Below are 16,739 nucleotides of genomic sequence, written 5' to 3'. Positions count from 1 at the left end.
TTTGCAAGCGATCGGCCTATACCAGTACGGCGGCCCTGAAGTCCTGCGCGTCCTCGACCTGCCGGAGCCACACGCCGGCCCCGGCGAGGTACGGGTACGCGTACACGCCGCCGCCGTGAACCCCTCCGACACGCTGCTGCGCGCCGGCGTCAGCGCCCCGTTCCTGGAGGGGTCGCCGCCCCCGTGGGTGCCCGGGATGGACGTCGCCGGCGTCATCGACGAGATCGGTCCCGGCACCGACACCGACACCGACCTGACCGTGGGCGACGCGGTGATGGCGATGGTCATCCCGCTCGGAACGGCCGCCGGCGGCTACGCCGAGCAGGTCGTCCTGCCGGCCGCCCGGGTCGTCCGCGCCCCGGCCGGCATCGATCACGTGGCGGCTTCGACGTTGCCCATGAACAGCCTCACCGCGCTCCTGGCGCGCGACCTGCTGGCGCTCTCCCCCGGCTCGGTGCTGGCGGTGACGGGAGCCGCCGGAATGCTCGGCGGCTACCTCGTGCAGCTCGCCAGGCACGCGGGCCTGACCGTGGTGGCCGACGCCGCGCCCACCGACGAGGATCTCGTACGCTCGCTCGGCGCGCACGTGGTCGTGCCCAGAGGCGCCGACGTCACCGACCACATCCTGGCCGCCTTCCCTGACGGGGTGTCGGCGGTCGCGGACACGGCACTCATAGGTCCCGTGCTGCTCGACGCCGTACGCGACGGCGGCACCTACGCGCGTTTCCGCAGCCCGGGCGAGCCCGGATTCAAGAACGTCGAGAGCGTCCGAGGCATCAGGATCGCCGCCGTGTTCGTCCCCGAGTACACGAACCGCCCGGACAAACTGCACGAAATCCTCCAGCTAGCCGAGGCAGGCGTCCTGACCCCGCGCGTCGCCGCAACCCTGCCCGCCGCCGAGGCCCCCGAGGCCCACCGCCTGCTCGCCAAGGGCGGAATACGCGGCCGCCTGGTCCTCACCTTCTGACCACGCCGGCCGAGCGGCCCGCCCGCTCACCGCGGCGACCGGCGAGGACCCCGGTCACCCGGCCGGTCGCCCCGGCCTCGCCACCGACTCCCCCCAACCTCCCGAACCCATTGGAATCTCCACTCATCACTAGGAGTCATCGTGTCCACACGTTTCACCGACAAAGTCATCCTGATCACCGGCGCCACCTCCGGCATGGGCCGTGCCACGGCGGAGCGGCTGGCGGCTGAGGGCGCCAAGGTGGTGCTGGCCGCGCGGGGCAAGGAGGCCGGCGACGAGGTGGTGGCCGGCATCCGTGACGCGGGCGGCGAGGCGACGTTCGTCCGTGCCGACGTCACCGTCGAGAGCGAGGCTGCCGAGGTGGTCAGGCAGGCGGTCAGCCGGTACGGCCGGCTCGACGGCGCGTTCAACAACGTCGGCGCCGCCACCGCGATGGGCGAGCTCACCGGAATCGACGCCGACGCCTGGCAGACCGAGCTGGCCCTGAACCTCACCAGCGTCTTCTACGGCCTCAAGCACCAGATTCCGGCGCTGCGGGCGTCCGGGGGCGGCGGAGCCATCGTGAACAACGCCTCCGTCGCGGGCGCGAGCGGCCAGCCCGGCATGGCCGCCTACAGCGCCGCCAAGCACGGCGTGATCGGCCTCACCCGGTCGGCCGCGCTCGAGACGGCGACGGCGGGCATCCGCGTCAACGCCCTGGTCACCGGCGGCGTCGACACGCCGCTGACCCGCTCGAACCTGGGCCCGAGCCCCGAGGAGTCGCTGCGAGCGGCCGCCGCCATGCACCCGGTCGGCCGGATCGCCCAGCCAGAGGAGGTGGCGGCGCTGGCGGCGTTCCTCCTGAGCGACGAGGCCTCGTTCATCACGGGCGCCGCACTCGCGATCGACGGCGGCATGACCGCCCGCTGAATCGCCCCAGCTCAGCGAAGCCGACACGCAGCACAACAGCCGGCCGGCCACCGGGGCAACACACAACGCCCCCGGCCGGCTCACCACAGCAGAACGCCCACCGAACTCGCTGAGGCAGAACGCCGAACGCCTCCCCCGAGCTCACCGGGCCAAGGCGCTGAACTCCCCCGCCGGACTTACTGGGGTAGGACGCAGAACTCGTTGCCGTCCGGGTCGGCGAGGACGGCCCACTCCGCGTCGCCCTCGCCGATGTCGATGCGGGTCGCGCCCAAGGCGAGCAGGCGCTCGATCTCCGCCTCCTGATCTCCGCCGGCGGGCGGGGCGAGGTCGAAGTGGAGGCGGTTCTTGCCCTTCTTGGGGGCGATGGGCGGGCCGCCCCAGGTGATCTTGGGGCCGCCGTGCGGAGAGCGGATCGCGGTCTCCTCGTCCTGGTCCCACACCAGCGGCCACTCTAGGGCCGCGCTCCAGAAGTAGCCGACCTCCTGGGAGCCGTCGCACGACAGCGCCCCGATGAAGCCGCACTCGGCCAGGAACTTGTTGCCGGACTCGATGACGCAGAACTCGTTGCCCTCAGGGTCGGCGAGCACCACGTGGTCCTCGTCGGGGCCCTGGCCGATGTCGATGTGCCGGCCGCCGAGCGCCAGCGCCCTGTCGACGGTGGCCTGCTGGGCGTCGGGGGAGGCGCTGGTGAGGTCGAAGTGGATCTGGTTCTGGCCGATCTTCTCCGCCTCGGTCGGCTGGAACCGGATGCGGAAGCCGGTGTCGTCGGGCGGCAGCAGGGCCACGCCGCCGCGCGGGTCGTCGGCGCTCTCCCAGCGCAGCACCCCGGCCCAGAAGCGGGCGAGGGCGGCGGGGTCGTGTGCGTCCCAGCTGAGTGCGACGAGCTGTGCCGTCATCCCGGCGGCTCCCCTCTTGCAGGTTCGAACGGGCAGGCCGACGGCCTCCCGGCGCGGAACGCAGCCACCCTAGCCCGCGCGGCGACCGCCGTACCAACGATTAAAACCACCCGCCCAGCAGGGGCAGCCACACCACGTCGACGATCTCGACGATCTTCTCGTACGGCACCGGCCGCATGGTCATGAACAGGTCGTGGCGCAGCAGGTCGAGCGGCAGGTTGACGACGCGGGACGGGCGCGGCACGTCGGGCAGCTCGCCCCGGGCGACGGCGCGGCCCACGATCGTCTCGAAAGGGGCGGGCCGGCCGGGCTCCAGGAGGGAGTCGCGCAGGCGGGACAGGCTGCTGCCGGTCTCGTGAAAGTAGTCGCCGAGCTGCACGCTCATCAGCGTGATCATGCCGCTCCTGTCGGCGTCGGCGTTGCGCAGGAACCCGATGGCGTCCTCGCGCAGGCTGCCGGTGTCGGGGATCTCCATCGGCCGCCAGTAGGTGGTGAGGGTGGCGAGCAGCAGGTCCTCGCGCTGGGGCCAGCGCCGGTAGAGGACGGGACGGCTGGTGCCGGCGCGGGCGGCGACGGCCTCGTAGGTGAAGCCGTGGTAGCCGTGCTCGACCAGCACGTGCCAGGCGGCGTCGAGGATGGCCTCCTCCAGCCGGGCCCCCCGCCGCCGCGAACCGCTCTCAAGACTCACTTGTGTATCTTATCGCGCTGCTCTACGGTCTCCCTCGTTAGATACACGTGCGTATCCTAAGGAGACGTCCTTGACGTTCGACGTCATCATCGTCGGCGGCGGTCCCGCCGGCCTCTTCCTCGCCGCCGAGCTGCGCCTGGCCGGGGTCAGGCCCCTCGTCCTGGAGCGGCGGCCGCAGCCCGACCAGGCCGACAAGGCGCACGGCCTGGCCGGGCAGGTCGTCCGGCTGCTGGACCACCGTGGCCTGCTCGGCCGCTGCGGCAGCCCGGGGGCGCCGCGCCCGGCGCCGGGGTTCTTCTTCGGCGGCCTGCCGCTGCCGCTGCACCTGCTCGGCGCGGACAACCCGATGCACCTGCTGCCGATCAACCAGCGCGACCTGGAGCGGGTGCTCGCCGAGCGGGCGGCCGAGCTGGGCGCGGAGGTACGGCGAGGCTGGGAGGTGCGCTCGTTCACCCAGTACGGCGACCGGGTGGAGGTCCTGGCCCGCGGCCTGGACGGCACCGAGACCACGCTGACGGCCCGCTACCTCGTGGGCTGCGACGGCAGCCGCAGCACGATCCGCAAGCAGGCGGGCATCGCGTTCGCCGGCGGCGAGGACGAGCACACCGTCGACAGGTCCGCGCTCATCGGGCCGAGCGACCGCATCCGGTTCCTGCCGGGCGGGCGGGTGGCGATCGAGGGGCTGGGCGAGATCTCGGCGGCGTTCCACCGTACCGGCAGGGGCGTCTTCACGCTGCTCGGGCACGATCCGCAGCGGCCGCTGATCAACACGGCCGAATGGGAGGAGCACCCGGACGGCGATCACCCCGGTCCCGGCACGCCGATGACGCTGGCCGAGATGGAGGCCAGCGTGGAGCGGGTGCTCGGCGTGCGGCTGCCGCTGAGCCCGCCACCGCAGGGCGCGCCCACGATGCTGCGCCGCATGTCCGGCCGCAGCTACCGGATCGCCGAGCGCTACCGCGCCGGCCGGGTCTTCCTCGCCGGCGACGCGGCGCACGTCAGCCATGGCCCGACGCTGAACCTCGCACTCCAGGACGTGGCCAACCTGGCGTGGAAGCTCGCCGCCGTCGTATGCGGCAGCGCCGGGGACGGCCTGCTCGCGACGTACGAGAGCGAGCGGCGGGCCAGCGCCGAGCGCGTCATCATGCACACCAGGGCGGCGAGCGCGCTGCTGGCGCCCGGCGACGACGTCACCGCGCTGCGCACCCTGTTCGCCGAGCTGCTGACCGGCGCCGGCAACCTGCGGCTGGTGGCCGGCCTGGTGGCGGGCTCGGACGTCCGCTACGACATGGGCGGCGACCAGCAGGCCGAGCCCACCGGCCGGTTCGCGCCGCCGCTCGACGTGACCACCGCCGACGGCCGGACCGGGCGGCTGGCCGAGCTGCAGCACGACGCCCGCCCGCTGCTGCTCGACCTGACCGGCGGCACCGCCCTGGCCGCCGTCGCCGAGCCCTGGACCGAGGTACGCCGGGTCGCCGCGACCGCCACGGGCTCCCCCGCGCCCGCGCTGCTCATCCGCCCCGACGGCTACGTGGCGTGGGCCGGCGACGACCCCGACGGGCTGAAGGCGGCGCTCATCCGCTGGTTCAGCCCGAGCTGACCGGCACGGCCTGCTCTCTGGTTCAGCCCGAGCTGACCGGCGCGGCCTGCTGCTCGGTGAAGTCCAGCTCGGGCGGCGGGACGCGGAACAGCCGGGTCAGGTAGGCGAGGTAGACGGCGCCGGCGGCCAGCCAGACCAGCCCGAGCGTGATGGCGTGGCCGTCGAGCTGCGTGAGCAGGTAGAGGTCGATGACCGCGCCGATCGCCGGCGCCACCGCGTACGCGAGCACGCCGAGCCGCCGCCCGGCCCGGCGCTCGCGGACGTAATGTGCGATCACCGCCACGTTGACGAACACGAACGCGGTGAAGGCGCCGAAGTTGATGAACGACGTCGAGGTGGCCACGTCCATCCTGACCGCGATCAGGCCGACCAGGCCGGTGAGCAGGATGGAGAAGACGGGGGTGCGCAGGCGCGGGTGCAGGTAGCCGAAGATCCGGCGGGGCAGCACGGCGTCGCGGCCCATGGCGTACAGCAGGCGGGTGGTGCTGGCCTGGGCGGCCAGGCCGGAGGTGAACTGGGCCACCACCAGCCCGGCCAGGAAGACCGCGCCGAACAGGCTGCCGCCGATGGTCCGGGCGATCTCCGAGGCCGCCGCCGATGAGTCGGCGAACGCGCCGCCCGGGTGGACGAGCTGGGTGACGTACGAGACGACGACGAAGATGCCGCCGCCGATGAGCGCGACCAGCAGGATCGCCCGCGGGATCGTGCGGCGCGGCTCGACGGTCTCCTCGGTGAGCGTGGTGACGGCGTCGAAGCCGAGGAAGGAGTACGCGGCGATGGCCGCGCCCGCGGCGACCGTGGACAGGCTCGCGCCCTGGCCGGTGAACGGCGTCAGCTCGAACAGCGCCCCGGGCCCGCTGCCGCTGATGAGGTGCCCGGCGGCGAGCAGTACGAAGAAGGCGAGCACGAGGATCTGGAAGACCATGAGCAGCGAGTTGGCCCGGTCGGCGACCTTGATGCCGGCCAGGTTGAGCCCGGTGGTGAGCACGACGAACGCGACGATCCACACCGGCACCGGCACGCCGGGGAACTGCGCCGCCAGGTAGGACCCGCCGATCAGCCAGATGACCATGGGCAGGAAGAAGTAGTCGAGCAGCACGGCCCAGCCGACCAGGAACCCGGCGCGGGCGTCCACGGTACGGCGGACGTAGGTGTAGGCCGAGCCGGCGACGGGGTAGGCGGCGGCCATCCGGCCGTAGCTGAGCGCGGTGAACAGCATCGCGACCAGCGCCAGCGCGTACGCCGACGGCGCCGCGCCCGCCGTGGTCTCGGCGACGACGCCGAAGATGCCGAGCACGATGAGCGGCGTCAGGTACGCCAGCCCGAACAGGACGACGGACCGCAGGCCGAGCGTACGCCGGAGCGTGGGGTGCGGGGTGGGTGGCATGGTCACTCCGGGGGTGCGCCGGCCGGCCTCCACCGGCCGGGGTCGATACGCCCCTGGTAGAGGGGCAGGTCGATGGGCCGGTCGGCGTCGGTGAACTGCGACCAGACGCGGTTGAGCCCGGCGGTGCCGTGGCGGCGGACGCGGGTGACGTCGTCGAGGTCGAGCACGTCGGTCAGCACGGTGGCCGCCTCCCCCGCCTCGGCCCTGACCCGGCCTTCCGGGTCCACGACGAGGCTGCGTCCCGTGCCGGTGGGGGCGGCGGTGTTGACGGAGACCACGTACACCTGATTGACGATCGCGTTGGCGCGGGCCAGCACGAGCTCCTGCGCGCGGTCGGCGGTGGTGGTCATCACGGGGTTGACGATCACCTCGGCGCCCATCCAGGCCAGGTGCCTGGCCACCTCGGGGAACCAGGCGTCGTAGCAGATGGACAGGCCGACGCGGCCGGCGCCCGGCAGGTCGCAGACGACGAAGCGGTCGCCCGGCAGGTACGGCTCGTACGGCCGCCAGGGGAAGACCTTGCGGTAGCAGGCCGTCAGCTCGCCCTCGGGGGAGAGCACCAGAGCGGTGTTGTGCAGCGCGCCGCCGTCGCCGCGCTCGCAGATCGTGCCGGGCAGCAGCCAGACGCCGAGGTCACCGGCCAGCTCGGTCAGCTGCCTGACCAGGGGGCCGTCGAGGGGCTGCGCCGTGGCGGCCAGCTCGGCGTCGCGTTCGGCCGGGCGGACCCGGGTGCCGAATAGGTGCAGCTCCGGAAACATCACCATTTGGGTGCGGGGGAAGTTCGCCAGGACGTCCTCCACATGCGCGGCGAACCGCGACACGGGCGCGCCCGCGGGCAGCGGCTCGCTCTGCGCGAGCGCGACGGGGAGGGGCCTGGGCATCGTCCACCTGCCTTCTGACCAGCACATCTGTGCGGTGGTGCCCCAAAATAGCTCATATTGAGCTTTTTAAGCAACGTACGGTGGTGAGCCATGGACACCCTGACCGCGCTCAACTCGGAGGCCCTGGAGGGACTGCGGCGGCTCACCGCGCTCGACACCGTGCGCGCCCGCATCGCCCTGGCCGTCGACCTCGGGCTGCTCAAGCCCGGCGAGCGCCTGCCCCCCACCGCCGACGTCGCCCGCGCACTGGACGTCGGGGAGATCACCGTGCGGCGCGCGCTCACCGCACTGTGCGAGGAAGGCGTCCTGGTACGCCGCCGCGGCCGCTCGGGCGGCACCATGGTCGCCGACGAGCCGGCCATCGGGAAGGTGGCCGAGACCGCGGCCTACCGTACGGCCGCGGCCGAGGTGCACCGGCTCATCGACCAGCGCCTGCTGCTGGAGTGCGGCCTGACCCACCTGGCCGCGACCGCCGTCACCGCCGAGCGGCTGGCCGAACTGAAGGCCCTGGTCACAGAGATGGACCAGGCGGCGGGCTGGGCCGACTTCCACACCTGCGACGAACGCTTCCACCTCGCGCTCGCGGCGGCGTCGGGCGTGGAGTCGGCGACGGCGCACTACGGGCCTGTGCTGCGCCGCCTCTACCGCTACTACCTGCCCTATCCCCTGGACTACCTGCGCGAGTCGAACAAGGAGCACGCCGCGCTGGTGACGGCGCTGGAACGGGGCGACGCGGTGGAGGCGGTCCGCGTGGCCAGGGCCCACGTGGAGGTCCTGCACCGCACGATGTTCGTCGGCCTGCTCCGCTGAGTCAGCGGCCTTCCTGGACCTCGACCCTGAGCACGCGGTCGTCGCCTGGGCGGGGGTCGGTGCCGCCCCAGGTCGCGTGGTCGGTGTTGGAGGTGACGAGCCACAGGGCGCCGTCGGGGGCGACCTCGACCGTGCGGATGCGGCCGTAGTCGCCGTGGAAGTGGGCGATGGGGCCGGAGGTGGCGGTGCCGGCGGTGACCGGGAGCTGCCACAGGCGCCGGCCGCCGAGCGCGCCGATCCAGAGCGAGCCTTCCGCGTACGCGACGCCCGAGGGGCTGGCGTCGTCGGGGTGGAGGGTGGCGATCGGGGGGACGCCGGTCGAGCCTTCCGTGCCCTCGGTCTCCGGCCAGCCGTAGTCGGCGCCCGCGCGCAGCACGTTCACCTCGTCCCAGGTGCGATGGCCCAGCTCGGAGGCGTACGCGGTGCCGTCGGGGCCGAACGCGATGCCCTGCACGTTGCGGTGGCCGCTGGAGTAGATGGGTGAGCGGGCCGGGTTGTCCGCAGGGATGGAGCCGTCGAGGGCGATGCGGAGGATCTTGCCGTTGAGCGAGCCGGGGGTGGCGGCGTTCTCGGGCTCGAACGCGTCGCCCGTCCCGATCCACAGGTGGCCGTCGGGGCCGATCACGAGGCGGCCGCCGTGGTGCCTGTCGGCGGTCTGGATGCCGTCGAGCAGCACCCGGTCCACGCTGAGCGCGTCGTGGCCGGCGGCGATGGTGAGGGCGACGATGCGGTTGGCGTCCTGACCTGAGACGGAGGCGTAGACGGTGCGGTCGGTGGCGAAGCCCGGTGAGGCGACGATGCCGAGCAGACCGCCCTCGGAGCTTGCGTGCACGCCGGGCACGACGCCCACCTCGCGGGCCGCGCCGCCGGCGGCGGGGATGCGCAGGATGCGGCCGCTGATGCGCTCCGACACCAGCGCCGAGCCGTCGGGCAGGAACGTCAGGCCCCACGGCGCCTCCAGACCGGTGGTCAGCTCGACCGGCTCGCCTAAAGTCGCCACCGGGCCCGCCGGTAAGGTCACCACCAGCCGGGACGGGTCCGCCACCGGAGCGGGTGCGGGCGCCGCCGAGCAGGCCCCCGCCACCAGCACCGCGACCACGGCCGCCGTAACGGTGCGGGCGGTCATCGCTTCAGCTCCAGGGTTTCTGCGAAGCCGAGGCGGCGGACGAAGGCTTCGCGGGTGAGGTCGCTGAGGGCCATGACGTGGTCCACCCCGGCCCGTGCGGCGTCCACCACCGAGCGGAACGGGCGGCGGCCGGCGGGCAGGGCGAGGATGCGGCGGATCTCGTCGGCCACGTCCTGCGGGTCGGCGGTCGTCCCCGCCTCGAACAGCAGCTCGTGCGCCTCGTGGGTGCGCTCGACGAGCGGGTCCAGCTCGGCGTACTGGGCGCTCACCTGCCGGTCGCTCGCCCTGGAGGCGTTGGCGAAGTGGCCGGTGCCCCGGGTGATCGCGCCGGGCATGACGATCGAGGTCTCGATGCCGAACTGCGACACCTCGTACGACGTCACCACGGCCAGCGCGTCGAAGGCCGCCTTCGAGGCCACGTACGGGCCGAGGAACGGCGGGGTGGTGACGAGGCTGGTGCTGCTGACGTACACGAGCGTCCCCGAGCGGCGCTCGCGCAGGTGCGGCAGCGCCGCGCGGTTGACCCGCTGCGCCCCGATCGTGTTGACGTCGAACAGGTGGGCCACGTCGTCGTCGGTGAACGCCTCGGCGTACCCGATGAACAGGTGGCCGGCGTTGTGCACGACGACGTCCAGCTCGCCCGCCTCGTCCAGCACGGTGCGCACGGCCGCGTCGGCGGAGGTCTGCGAGGTGACGTCGAGGGCGACGACCCGCAGGTCGTGACCCCGGTCGCGGGCGCGCCTCGTCAGCTCGGCCACGGCGGCGGCGTCGCGGCCCTCGGGGTCGCGCATGGTGGCGTAGACGGTGTGGCCGGCCGCGGCGAGGGTCTCGGCGGTCAGGCGGCCGATGCCGGTGGACGATCCGGTGATGAGCACGACGGACATGGTGGGGGCTCCTTTCCGGCGCGCCGGGCTCAGGCGGCGCCGCCGTTGACGTAGAGGACCTGGCCGTTCACCCAGCGGCCCGGCCCGGCGAGGAAGGCGATCACCTCGGCGGCGTCGGCGGGCTCGCCGAGGCGGCCCATCGGGTTGAGCGAGGCGAGGCGGTCGATGGTCTCCTGGCTCTTGCCGGCGAAGAACAGCGGCGTGGCGGTCGGGCCAGGCGCGACGGCGTTGACGGTGATGTCGCGGCCGCGCAGCTCGCGGGCGAGGATGAGCGTCATCGCCTCGACGGCGCCCTTCGACGCGGCGTACGCGCCGTAGGCCGGCGTCTGCAGCCGGGTGAGCGAGGAGGACAGGTTGATGATCGCGCCGCCGGCGCGCAGGCGGCGGGCGGCGAGCCGGTCCACCACGAACGTGCCGCGCACGTTGACGCGCTGGATGCGGTCGAAGGTGTCGAGCGGGGTCTCCGCGATGGGCGCGGTCGGCATGATGCCGGCGGCGTGGACGAGCACGTCGACGCCGCCGAACTCGCGCTCGGCGAGGTCGAACGCCTCCGCCATCGCGTCCTCGTCGGCGATGTCGCCGGCCGCGACGACGGCCCTGCCGCCGGCGTCCCGCACGGCCTGTGCGGTCTGCTCGGCGCGGTCCTTGCCGCCCGCGTAGTGCACGACGATGGAGAAGCCGTCGGCGGCCAGGCGTTCTGCGCTCGCCCGGCCGATGCCGCCGGACGCGCCGGTGATGAGGGCGACTCGCTGGATCTTGTCGGACATGCTGGATGCCTTCCGCTACGATATGGACTGTTCGTTCATTTCAACGATAACAGTTAAATGAACATTCCGTCCATAAGTGAGGTGCCGATGTCCGAGAGCGCAGCCGTACGACGGGGCCGGGGCCGCCGGCCCGCCGCCGAGGTGCGCGCCGCCGTGCTGGAGGCGGCGGGGCGCATCCTGCTGCGCGACGGCATGCAGGCGGTCACGTTCGAGCGGGTCGCGGCCGAGGCGGGCTCCAGCAAGACGACCCTCTACAAGTGGTGGCCGTCGCCGGGAGCGCTGGCCGCCGAGGCGTACTTCACGCACAGCAGGGCGCTGCTCGACTTCCCCGACACCGGCGACCTCCGCGCCGACCTGATCACGCAGCTCGGCGCGTTCGTGCGGTGGCTGAAGGAGTCGGGCGCCGAGGGGCCGGTGTCGCAGCTCGTCGGGGCCGCCCAGCTCGACGCCGACCTCGCCCGCGCCTGGTCGCAGAGCTACGCCGTCCCCCGGCGCGACCTCGCCGTCGAGCGCCTGCGCATCGCCCAGCGCCAGGGCCAGCTGCGCGCGGACGCCGACCTGCACGTCATCGTCGACCAGCTCTGGGGCGCCTGCTACCACCGGCTGCTGGTGCTCAAGGTCGACTTCGACACCTCGATCGTCGAGCGCCTGGTGGACCACGCCCTCTACGGCGCGGCCCCGCGCACGACGTGAAGGACCGCCCGCGGGGTGCGGGCGGTCCTTCAGCGGGCGGTCCTTCAGAGGAGGGGTGTCAGCGGCTGTAGCGCGCGACGGTGATCTTGTCGATGATCGGCGCGAACTGCGAGCGCAGCAGCACGCCGGGGAAGGTGTCCGAGGCGTACGTCTCGCCGTCGAAGTTCGGCAGCTCCTCGCTCGCGAAGCCGATCGTGTTGACCCCCTTCTTCAGCTGCACCGGGACGGTCAGCTCCCAGAAGTTGTTCTCGTGGAAGGTGTGCGGGAACGACACCCGCCGCGCCGTGCCGCCGTTGACGCTGATGTCGGCGTGGCGGGCCAGCGGGTCGGGGTTGTAGTGGGTGGCGGGCGACTGCTCCGGGTTGGAGTAGCGGACCCGCATCGCGTACGTGCCCGCCGCGTCGGCCCGCACGGTGAAGGTGAGCGTGTTGCCGTTGCCGGGCGGCCCGCCGACGCCGGTGACCGCGGACCCGCCGTCGGCCAGGGTGAGCGGGGCGGCCTTGGCGGTGCCGGCGAGCCGGGCCGACTCGGCCTGGTACGCGGTCTCCGGCAGCGTCCCCGGCCGCACGTCGAGCCGGTCGATGACCGCCTTGCCCGAGCGGCCGGTCACCGTGACCTTGTTGACGCCGCCCGACAGCGACACCGTGGCGGTGGCATGGCCGCGCGTGGCGTTGCCCACCACCTCGACCCCGTTCACGGCCAGCTTCGCCGTGCCGGAGAGCACCTTGAGGTCCAGGACGGAGGCGGCGTCGCGCGCCGAGTACACCCAGAACGTCGCCGGCTCGCCCTTGCCGAGAGACGCGCCGCCCGAGCCGGACACTTTGGCGCCCTTGATGTCATAGACCGTCCGCGCATCGGTCAGCTCGGCCTCGTAGACGGCCGTCGCCGCCGCCGGGTTCGGCAGCCGCAGCACGATCCGGTCCACGATCGCGTCGCCCTTGGTGGCCCGCTTCCCGTCGAGGCTGCGCGCGGCCAGCGAGATGACGTGCCGGCCGGCGGTGAGCCGTACGGTGGTGTCGGCGTGGTCCCAGACCACCCACTTGTACCCGAGCGGCAGGAACACCTCCTGCTCCGCTCCCCCGTCCACGCGCACGAAGACGTTCGTGGGGCCCTGCTCGCGCACGAGGTCGTAGGTGTTGAGGGAGTTGGCGAACACGCTCAGGTCGTAGTCGCCGGTCTCGGGCACCTCGACGGTGAAGTCGAGCACGCCGTCGGAGCCGGTGCGCAGCCCGCCGACGTCGTAGCCGCCCGAGGTGTAGAACTTCGACACGTCCGACGGCGAGCCCTCGGGCCCGTTGCGGGTGTAGCCGGAGCCGGTGTAGCGGGCGTCCTCGGCCTCGTACGAGCCCTCCCACCGCTGCGGCGCGGGCGCGGTCAGCGTGCCGGTCCCCGCCGGGGTCAGCACGATCTCGTACGCCGACGACTCCGCCAGCCTGGGCAGGTCACCGGAGCCGAAGTCGAGCGCCACGGCCCCGCCGGAGACGGTCAGGTCGCGCTCGGCGACGACGCGCGGCTGCGGCGAGTCGCCGATCTGCCCGGTCCAGGGGATCTCCTTGATCCACGCGTGCACCTTGCGCCCGAAAACCTGCTCCGGCACGTGCTCGAAGCGGATGTGCCCGGCGCTGCTCGCGCCGCCGACGATCGCGCGGGCCTGCCGCTTGCCGGTGTCCAGCGTCGCGACGCCCTGCAGCGTGTAGTTCTGGCCGGGGTACGGCGGCGTGACCGCGACGGTGTGCCCGCTCATCTGCCCGTAGGCGTGCAGCAGCCACCACTGGCCGTTGCCGCGGTTCGCCTGCACGGCCGAGTCGCTGAGGTTGCCGTCGATGTTCCAGTACGCGATGTCGGCGTCCACCTTCGACTCCTCGATGGCGGAGATCCACTGGATCATCTGGCCGGGCACCGAGGTGTGGTAGTTGAAGGCGTACTCGTTGATGTTGATCGGTAGCTTCCTGCCCTCGTGCGCGGTGCCCGCGAAGACCTCGGCCTCCATCTCGCGGTAGCGCTTGACGCTGGAGCGCACCTGCTCGGGGTGGCTGAGCTCGTGCCAGGTCATCACGTCGGGCACGGTCCCGGCCTCGACGGTGTGCTCCAGGAAGCCCTTGACCTGGGAGTAGAGCACGCTGGTGTTCGGGCCGGCGATGCGCGCCGAGGGCAGCTTACCCTTGATCAGCCGGTAGAAGTCATCCCACGTCCGGAAATAGTCGGTAGGGTCGCTCAGCCAGCTGACGCCGTTGTAGCTCCACTCGCCGGTGCCGAACATGTTGCCCTCGGGCTCGTTGAACGGCACGAACACCACGTGCTCGCGGTACTCCGGGTCGAGCGTGAGCACCTGGTCGACCTGCCCCGCGATCTTCTCCCGGTACGTCGCGAGCTTCTCCTGTGGCGTGTCGCCCGGCCACTGGTAGGGGAAGCCGCGGTGGATGTCGGTCATGTAGATGTACACGTCGCCGCCGGTGCTGTCGGCCAGCGGCTTGACCACCTCCAGGGCGTCGGCGCCGGGATGCTGCGGCCCGTCCTGCGCCTTGGTGGAGACCGTGCGCAGCTTCATGCCCTCGATGAGGTTGTTCGTCGGGACGCCGGGTCCGTACAGGCCGTAGAGCGTGCCGGACGCGCCGCCGTGGAAGGCGCCGGTGTCCTTGGCGAGGTCGATGACGAGCTGGCCCTCGCGAATCACGGTGACCGACGCGGTGACGGGCCGGCCCCCGGCGGCGCCGGTGACGGTGAACGTGCCGGCGGCGGCGTAGTCGTCCGGGTCCACGGGCTGCCAGGTGATGGGGACGTCGCGGTCGTAGCCGTCGGAGTAGGCGGCGCGGACGGCGGGCGGCAGCGCGGGCGCCTTGCCGATGACCGTGCGCACGTCGAAGGCGTCCGTGCTCGGCTCGCCCGGCTCGGGCGGCGGTCCGGCCAGCGCGGCGACCTGCTCGGCGGTGAGCGCGGCGCCGTAGATCCGGAAGTCGTCGACGGCGCCGTCGAACAGCGGGTCGGGGTAGAAGGAGCGGCCGATGAAGCCGGCCGAGGTGGTGGCGGCGTCCACCAACCGGCTCGCCGTGATCGTGGTGGGGGCGGAGGCGACCGCGGCGCCGTCGAGGTAGCTGGTGACGCGCCCGGCCGCCGTGTCGAGGGTGACGGTCAGCGTCTTCCAGGCGTTCGCCGGGAGCGGCGCGTAGCCGGTGACCTGCGCCTCCCCGCCGCCGCCTGCGGTCGTGACCGCGGTGCGCAGCCGCCCGTCCCCGTTGTACGGGGTACTGAACAGGTAGCGGGAGTTGTCCTTCCCGAGGGCGTAGATCCACTGCCAGGGGGCGGTGGTGCCGTCCCACTTGACGCGGGCGGACACGGTCAGGTCGGTCCTGCCCTTGATCGCGTCCAGGGGCAGCTTGACGTAGGCGCCGTCCGAGGTGGGGGCGCCGCCGGGCAGGCTGAGCGCGTGCCCGCCTGAGGCGCCGTCCACCAGCTCGGCGGTGCCGGCGTTGACCAGCTCGCCGTCCAGGCCGTTGCCCGAGGAGTCGGTGACGGCGCCGGTGGTGACGTCGTCGGCGTCGAACTGGTAAGCGAGCACGGGTTCCGGGACGGCGGCCGCGGTCGAGGGGGTGGCGGTTAACGGGAGGGCGAGGGCGGCCGGGAGCAGCGCGGCGAGCACCGCCCTCCGGCGAGTAGCGGTCAGGCGCGGGAATGGCATGCGTACGTCCCTGGGGATGTGAGCGCTAACAGAGCCGAGGGAGCTTCAGCGCAACGCGACCGCAGGGTTGCCGGTACGTTACGCAGCCCCGCCCTCACCCGTCAATGGGCACGGCTCCCCGTTTCCGACATGTCACAATTCGGTATCGCCGCCCTCGTTCCTCCTTGACGTCCGCCGTGCGGCGGAGCAACAGTCGAGCCACATCGTTCGAACCGGTTCGCCGCCTCCGGTGCCCACCGGCGGTCACCGTCACGGTGCCCCCCGCCCTGGAGCTCCAAGGAAGGCGACATCGGAGCGACGATGCGAGGGAGCAGTGCAACGCGACCGTCGAACCGGTTCGATGAATACGGAGGTGAGAGTGGCGACGATCGGAGACGTGGCCCGGGAGGCCGGGGTGAGCCGCAGCACGGCGTCGTACGCGCTGTCGGGCAAGCGGCCCATCTCGGAGGAGGTGCGCCGGCGCGTGCTGGCCGCCGCCGAGGCGCTGGCGTACACGCCGAACGCGGGCGCCCGCGCCCTCGCCACCGCCCAGACCAAGGTCCTCGGTCTGCTCGCCCAGTTCCACGAGGACGAGTTCGCGCCCGCGATGATGCAGTACATCCTGGGCGTCACCAACACCGCCCGCGACCTGGGCTACGACACGCTGCTGGTCACCGAGGCCGACGGCGTGCGGGCGCTGCGGCGGGTCACCGACTCGCGCATGGTCGACGGCGTCGTGCTGATGAACATCGCCGAGGACGACGCCCGGCTGCCCATCCTGCGCGCCGCCCCGCAGCCGGGCGCGCTGGTCGGGCTGCCGGGCGACTGCTCGGGCCTCGACGTGTTCGACCTCGACTTCGAGGAGGCCGGCCGGGTCATGGTGGACCACCTGCACCGGCTCGGCCACCGCGAGCTGATCCTCATCTCGCAGCCCGAGCACGTGGTGGAGCGGGGCGGCGCGTACGTCTGGCGCCTGCGCGACGCGGCACTGGAGCGCGCCCGCACGCTCGGCCTCACCCTGCACGCCGTCTACGGCGAGTCCCGGCAACCGGCCGTGGGCCGGCTGCTGCACGGCCTGCTCGACGCCTACCCGGCGGCGACAGGACTGCTGATCAACAACGAGGCGGCCGCGGCGGCGCTGCCCTCGGTCACCTACGAGCGTGGACTGCGGGTACCCGGCGATCTGTCGGTCATCGGGCGCTACTCCGCCGAGTTCGCCGCGACGTTCTCGCTGCCCTACTCCTTCATCGAGAGCGCGCCCGACCGGCTCGGCTCCATGGCGGTGCGCCAGCTCGTGCGCCGCGTGGAGTCGGCTTCGGCCAGGAAGGAGCCGTTCGTGGTGCGCTTCATCTCGCCCGAGCTGGCCGATCGGGGCAGCACCGCTCCCCCGCGCCCGCACGCTTCCTAGCCATCCGTCCATCCACCCCCCATCAGTCCGGCACGCTCACCGTGTGAGACATGTGAGCGTTAACATTG

14 protein-coding genes are annotated in these 16,739 nt (G+C 72.7%); 6 read left to right on the top strand and 8 right to left on the bottom strand.

Features of this window, described 5'->3' with window-relative positions; all coding sequences use genetic code 11:
* The first annotated feature begins 1 nt into the window (after position 1).
* The gene (locus AB0K18_RS03975) at positions 2 to 967 is read left to right on the top strand and encodes an NADP-dependent oxidoreductase (RefSeq protein WP_364909460.1); all 966 of its coding nucleotides are present in this window, start codon (positions 2 to 4) and stop codon (positions 965 to 967) included.
* Between the two features lie 141 nt (positions 968 to 1,108).
* Positions 1,109 to 1,876 carry a glucose 1-dehydrogenase gene (locus AB0K18_RS03970; protein ID WP_364909457.1) on the top strand — a complete coding sequence of 256 codons (768 nt, stop codon included), beginning with the start codon at positions 1,109 to 1,111 and terminating at the stop codon, positions 1,874 to 1,876.
* 176 nt (positions 1,877 to 2,052) lie between these two features.
* Here the strand turns inward: AB0K18_RS03970 and AB0K18_RS03965 are convergent, their stop codons facing one another.
* Positions 2,053 to 2,772, bottom strand: a complete 720-nt coding sequence (locus tag AB0K18_RS03965; RefSeq protein WP_364909454.1) for a VOC family protein — start codon at positions 2,770 to 2,772, stop codon at positions 2,053 to 2,055.
* A gap of 100 nt (positions 2,773 to 2,872) precedes the next feature.
* Positions 2,873 to 3,460, bottom strand: coding sequence for a TetR/AcrR family transcriptional regulator (locus tag AB0K18_RS03960; protein ID WP_364909451.1), 588 nt, complete (start codon positions 3,458 to 3,460; stop codon positions 2,873 to 2,875).
* Positions 3,461 to 3,530: 70 nt separating this feature from the next.
* Here AB0K18_RS03960 and AB0K18_RS03955 point away from each other — a divergent pair, with 70 nt between their 5' ends.
* Complete coding sequence (locus AB0K18_RS03955) at positions 3,531 to 5,060, top strand: FAD-dependent monooxygenase (RefSeq protein WP_364909448.1); 1,530 nt, start codon at positions 3,531 to 3,533, stop codon at positions 5,058 to 5,060.
* Between the two features lie 22 nt (positions 5,061 to 5,082).
* On the opposite strand, the gene AB0K18_RS03950 is transcribed toward AB0K18_RS03955, so the two are convergent.
* On the bottom strand, positions 5,083 to 6,447 hold the full coding sequence (locus AB0K18_RS03950) for an APC family permease (RefSeq protein ID WP_364909446.1): 1,365 nt from the start codon (positions 6,445 to 6,447) through the stop codon (positions 5,083 to 5,085).
* Positions 6,448 to 6,449: 2 nt separating this feature from the next.
* Entirely contained in the window at positions 6,450 to 7,328 is an 879-nt protein-coding gene (locus AB0K18_RS03945; RefSeq protein WP_364909444.1) for a carbon-nitrogen hydrolase family protein, read from the bottom strand.
* 90 nt (positions 7,329 to 7,418) lie between these two features.
* Here AB0K18_RS03945 and AB0K18_RS03940 point away from each other — a divergent pair, with 90 nt between their 5' ends.
* The gene (locus AB0K18_RS03940; protein ID WP_364909442.1) at positions 7,419 to 8,138 is read left to right on the top strand and encodes a GntR family transcriptional regulator; all 720 of its coding nucleotides are present in this window, start codon (positions 7,419 to 7,421) and stop codon (positions 8,136 to 8,138) included.
* Position 8,139: 1 nt separating this feature from the next.
* On the opposite strand, the gene AB0K18_RS03935 is transcribed toward AB0K18_RS03940, so the two are convergent.
* The 3 genes from AB0K18_RS03935 to AB0K18_RS03925 are packed head-to-tail and all read right to left on the bottom strand — an operon-like array spanning position 8,140 to position 10,915.
* Entirely contained in the window at positions 8,140 to 9,264 is a 1,125-nt protein-coding gene (locus AB0K18_RS03935; protein ID WP_364909439.1) for a PQQ-dependent sugar dehydrogenase, read from the bottom strand.
* Positions 9,261 to 10,148 (bottom strand): SDR family oxidoreductase, encoded by an 888-nt coding sequence (locus AB0K18_RS03930; RefSeq protein ID WP_364909436.1) that lies wholly within the window; start codon positions 10,146 to 10,148, stop codon positions 9,261 to 9,263. Before AB0K18_RS03930 ends, AB0K18_RS03935 begins: the two co-directional genes overlap by 4 nt.
* Positions 10,149 to 10,177: 29 nt before the next feature.
* Complete coding sequence (locus AB0K18_RS03925; RefSeq protein WP_364909433.1) at positions 10,178 to 10,915, bottom strand: SDR family oxidoreductase; 738 nt, start codon at positions 10,913 to 10,915, stop codon at positions 10,178 to 10,180.
* Positions 10,916 to 11,002: 87 nt separating this feature from the next.
* Here AB0K18_RS03925 and AB0K18_RS03920 point away from each other — a divergent pair, with 87 nt between their 5' ends.
* Positions 11,003 to 11,608, top strand: coding sequence for a TetR/AcrR family transcriptional regulator C-terminal ligand-binding domain-containing protein (locus tag AB0K18_RS03920; protein ID WP_364909430.1), 606 nt, complete (start codon positions 11,003 to 11,005; stop codon positions 11,606 to 11,608).
* A gap of 58 nt (positions 11,609 to 11,666) precedes the next feature.
* On the opposite strand, the gene AB0K18_RS03915 is transcribed toward AB0K18_RS03920, so the two are convergent.
* Positions 11,667 to 15,284 (bottom strand): LamG-like jellyroll fold domain-containing protein, encoded by a 3,618-nt coding sequence (locus AB0K18_RS03915; RefSeq protein ID WP_364909427.1) that lies wholly within the window; start codon positions 15,282 to 15,284, stop codon positions 11,667 to 11,669.
* 358 nt (positions 15,285 to 15,642) lie between these two features.
* Here AB0K18_RS03915 and AB0K18_RS03910 point away from each other — a divergent pair, with 358 nt between their 5' ends.
* Positions 15,643 to 16,671, top strand: a complete 1,029-nt coding sequence (locus AB0K18_RS03910) for a LacI family DNA-binding transcriptional regulator (RefSeq protein ID WP_364909425.1) — start codon at positions 15,643 to 15,645, stop codon at positions 16,669 to 16,671.
* Positions 16,672 to 16,739: the final 68 nt, after the last annotated feature.

Origin of the sequence: Nonomuraea sp. NPDC049421 (assembly GCF_040677005.1) — a bacterium.
Classification (GTDB): Bacteria; Actinomycetota; Actinomycetes; order Streptosporangiales; family Streptosporangiaceae; genus Nonomuraea; species Nonomuraea salmonea.
The sequence above is the reverse complement of the archived record's forward strand: the minus strand, read 5'-3'. Positions and strand labels throughout refer to the sequence as shown.

Excerpts from the sequence above, each read along its gene's own strand:
- AB0K18_RS03930 (WP_364909436.1), bottom strand. The coding sequence starts at position 10,148 with ATGTCCGTCGTGCTCATCACCGGATCGTCCACCGGCATCGGCCGCCTG.
- AB0K18_RS03915 (WP_364909427.1), bottom strand. The coding sequence starts at position 15,284 with ATGCCATTCCCGCGCCTGACCGCTACTCGCCGGAGGGCGGTGCTCGCC.
- AB0K18_RS03920 (WP_364909430.1), top strand. The coding sequence starts at position 11,003 with ATGTCCGAGAGCGCAGCCGTACGACGGGGCCGGGGCCGCCGGCCCGCC.
- AB0K18_RS03940 (WP_364909442.1), top strand. The coding sequence starts at position 7,419 with ATGGACACCCTGACCGCGCTCAACTCGGAGGCCCTGGAGGGACTGCGG.
- AB0K18_RS03925 (WP_364909433.1), bottom strand. The coding sequence starts at position 10,915 with ATGTCCGACAAGATCCAGCGAGTCGCCCTCATCACCGGCGCGTCCGGC.
- AB0K18_RS03965 (WP_364909454.1), bottom strand. The coding sequence starts at position 2,772 with ATGACGGCACAGCTCGTCGCACTCAGCTGGGACGCACACGACCCCGCC.
- AB0K18_RS03945 (WP_364909444.1), bottom strand. The coding sequence starts at position 7,328 with ATGCCCAGGCCCCTCCCCGTCGCGCTCGCGCAGAGCGAGCCGCTGCCC.
- AB0K18_RS03950 (WP_364909446.1), bottom strand. The coding sequence starts at position 6,447 with ATGCCACCCACCCCGCACCCCACGCTCCGGCGTACGCTCGGCCTGCGG.
- AB0K18_RS03935 (WP_364909439.1), bottom strand. The coding sequence starts at position 9,264 with ATGACCGCCCGCACCGTTACGGCGGCCGTGGTCGCGGTGCTGGTGGCG.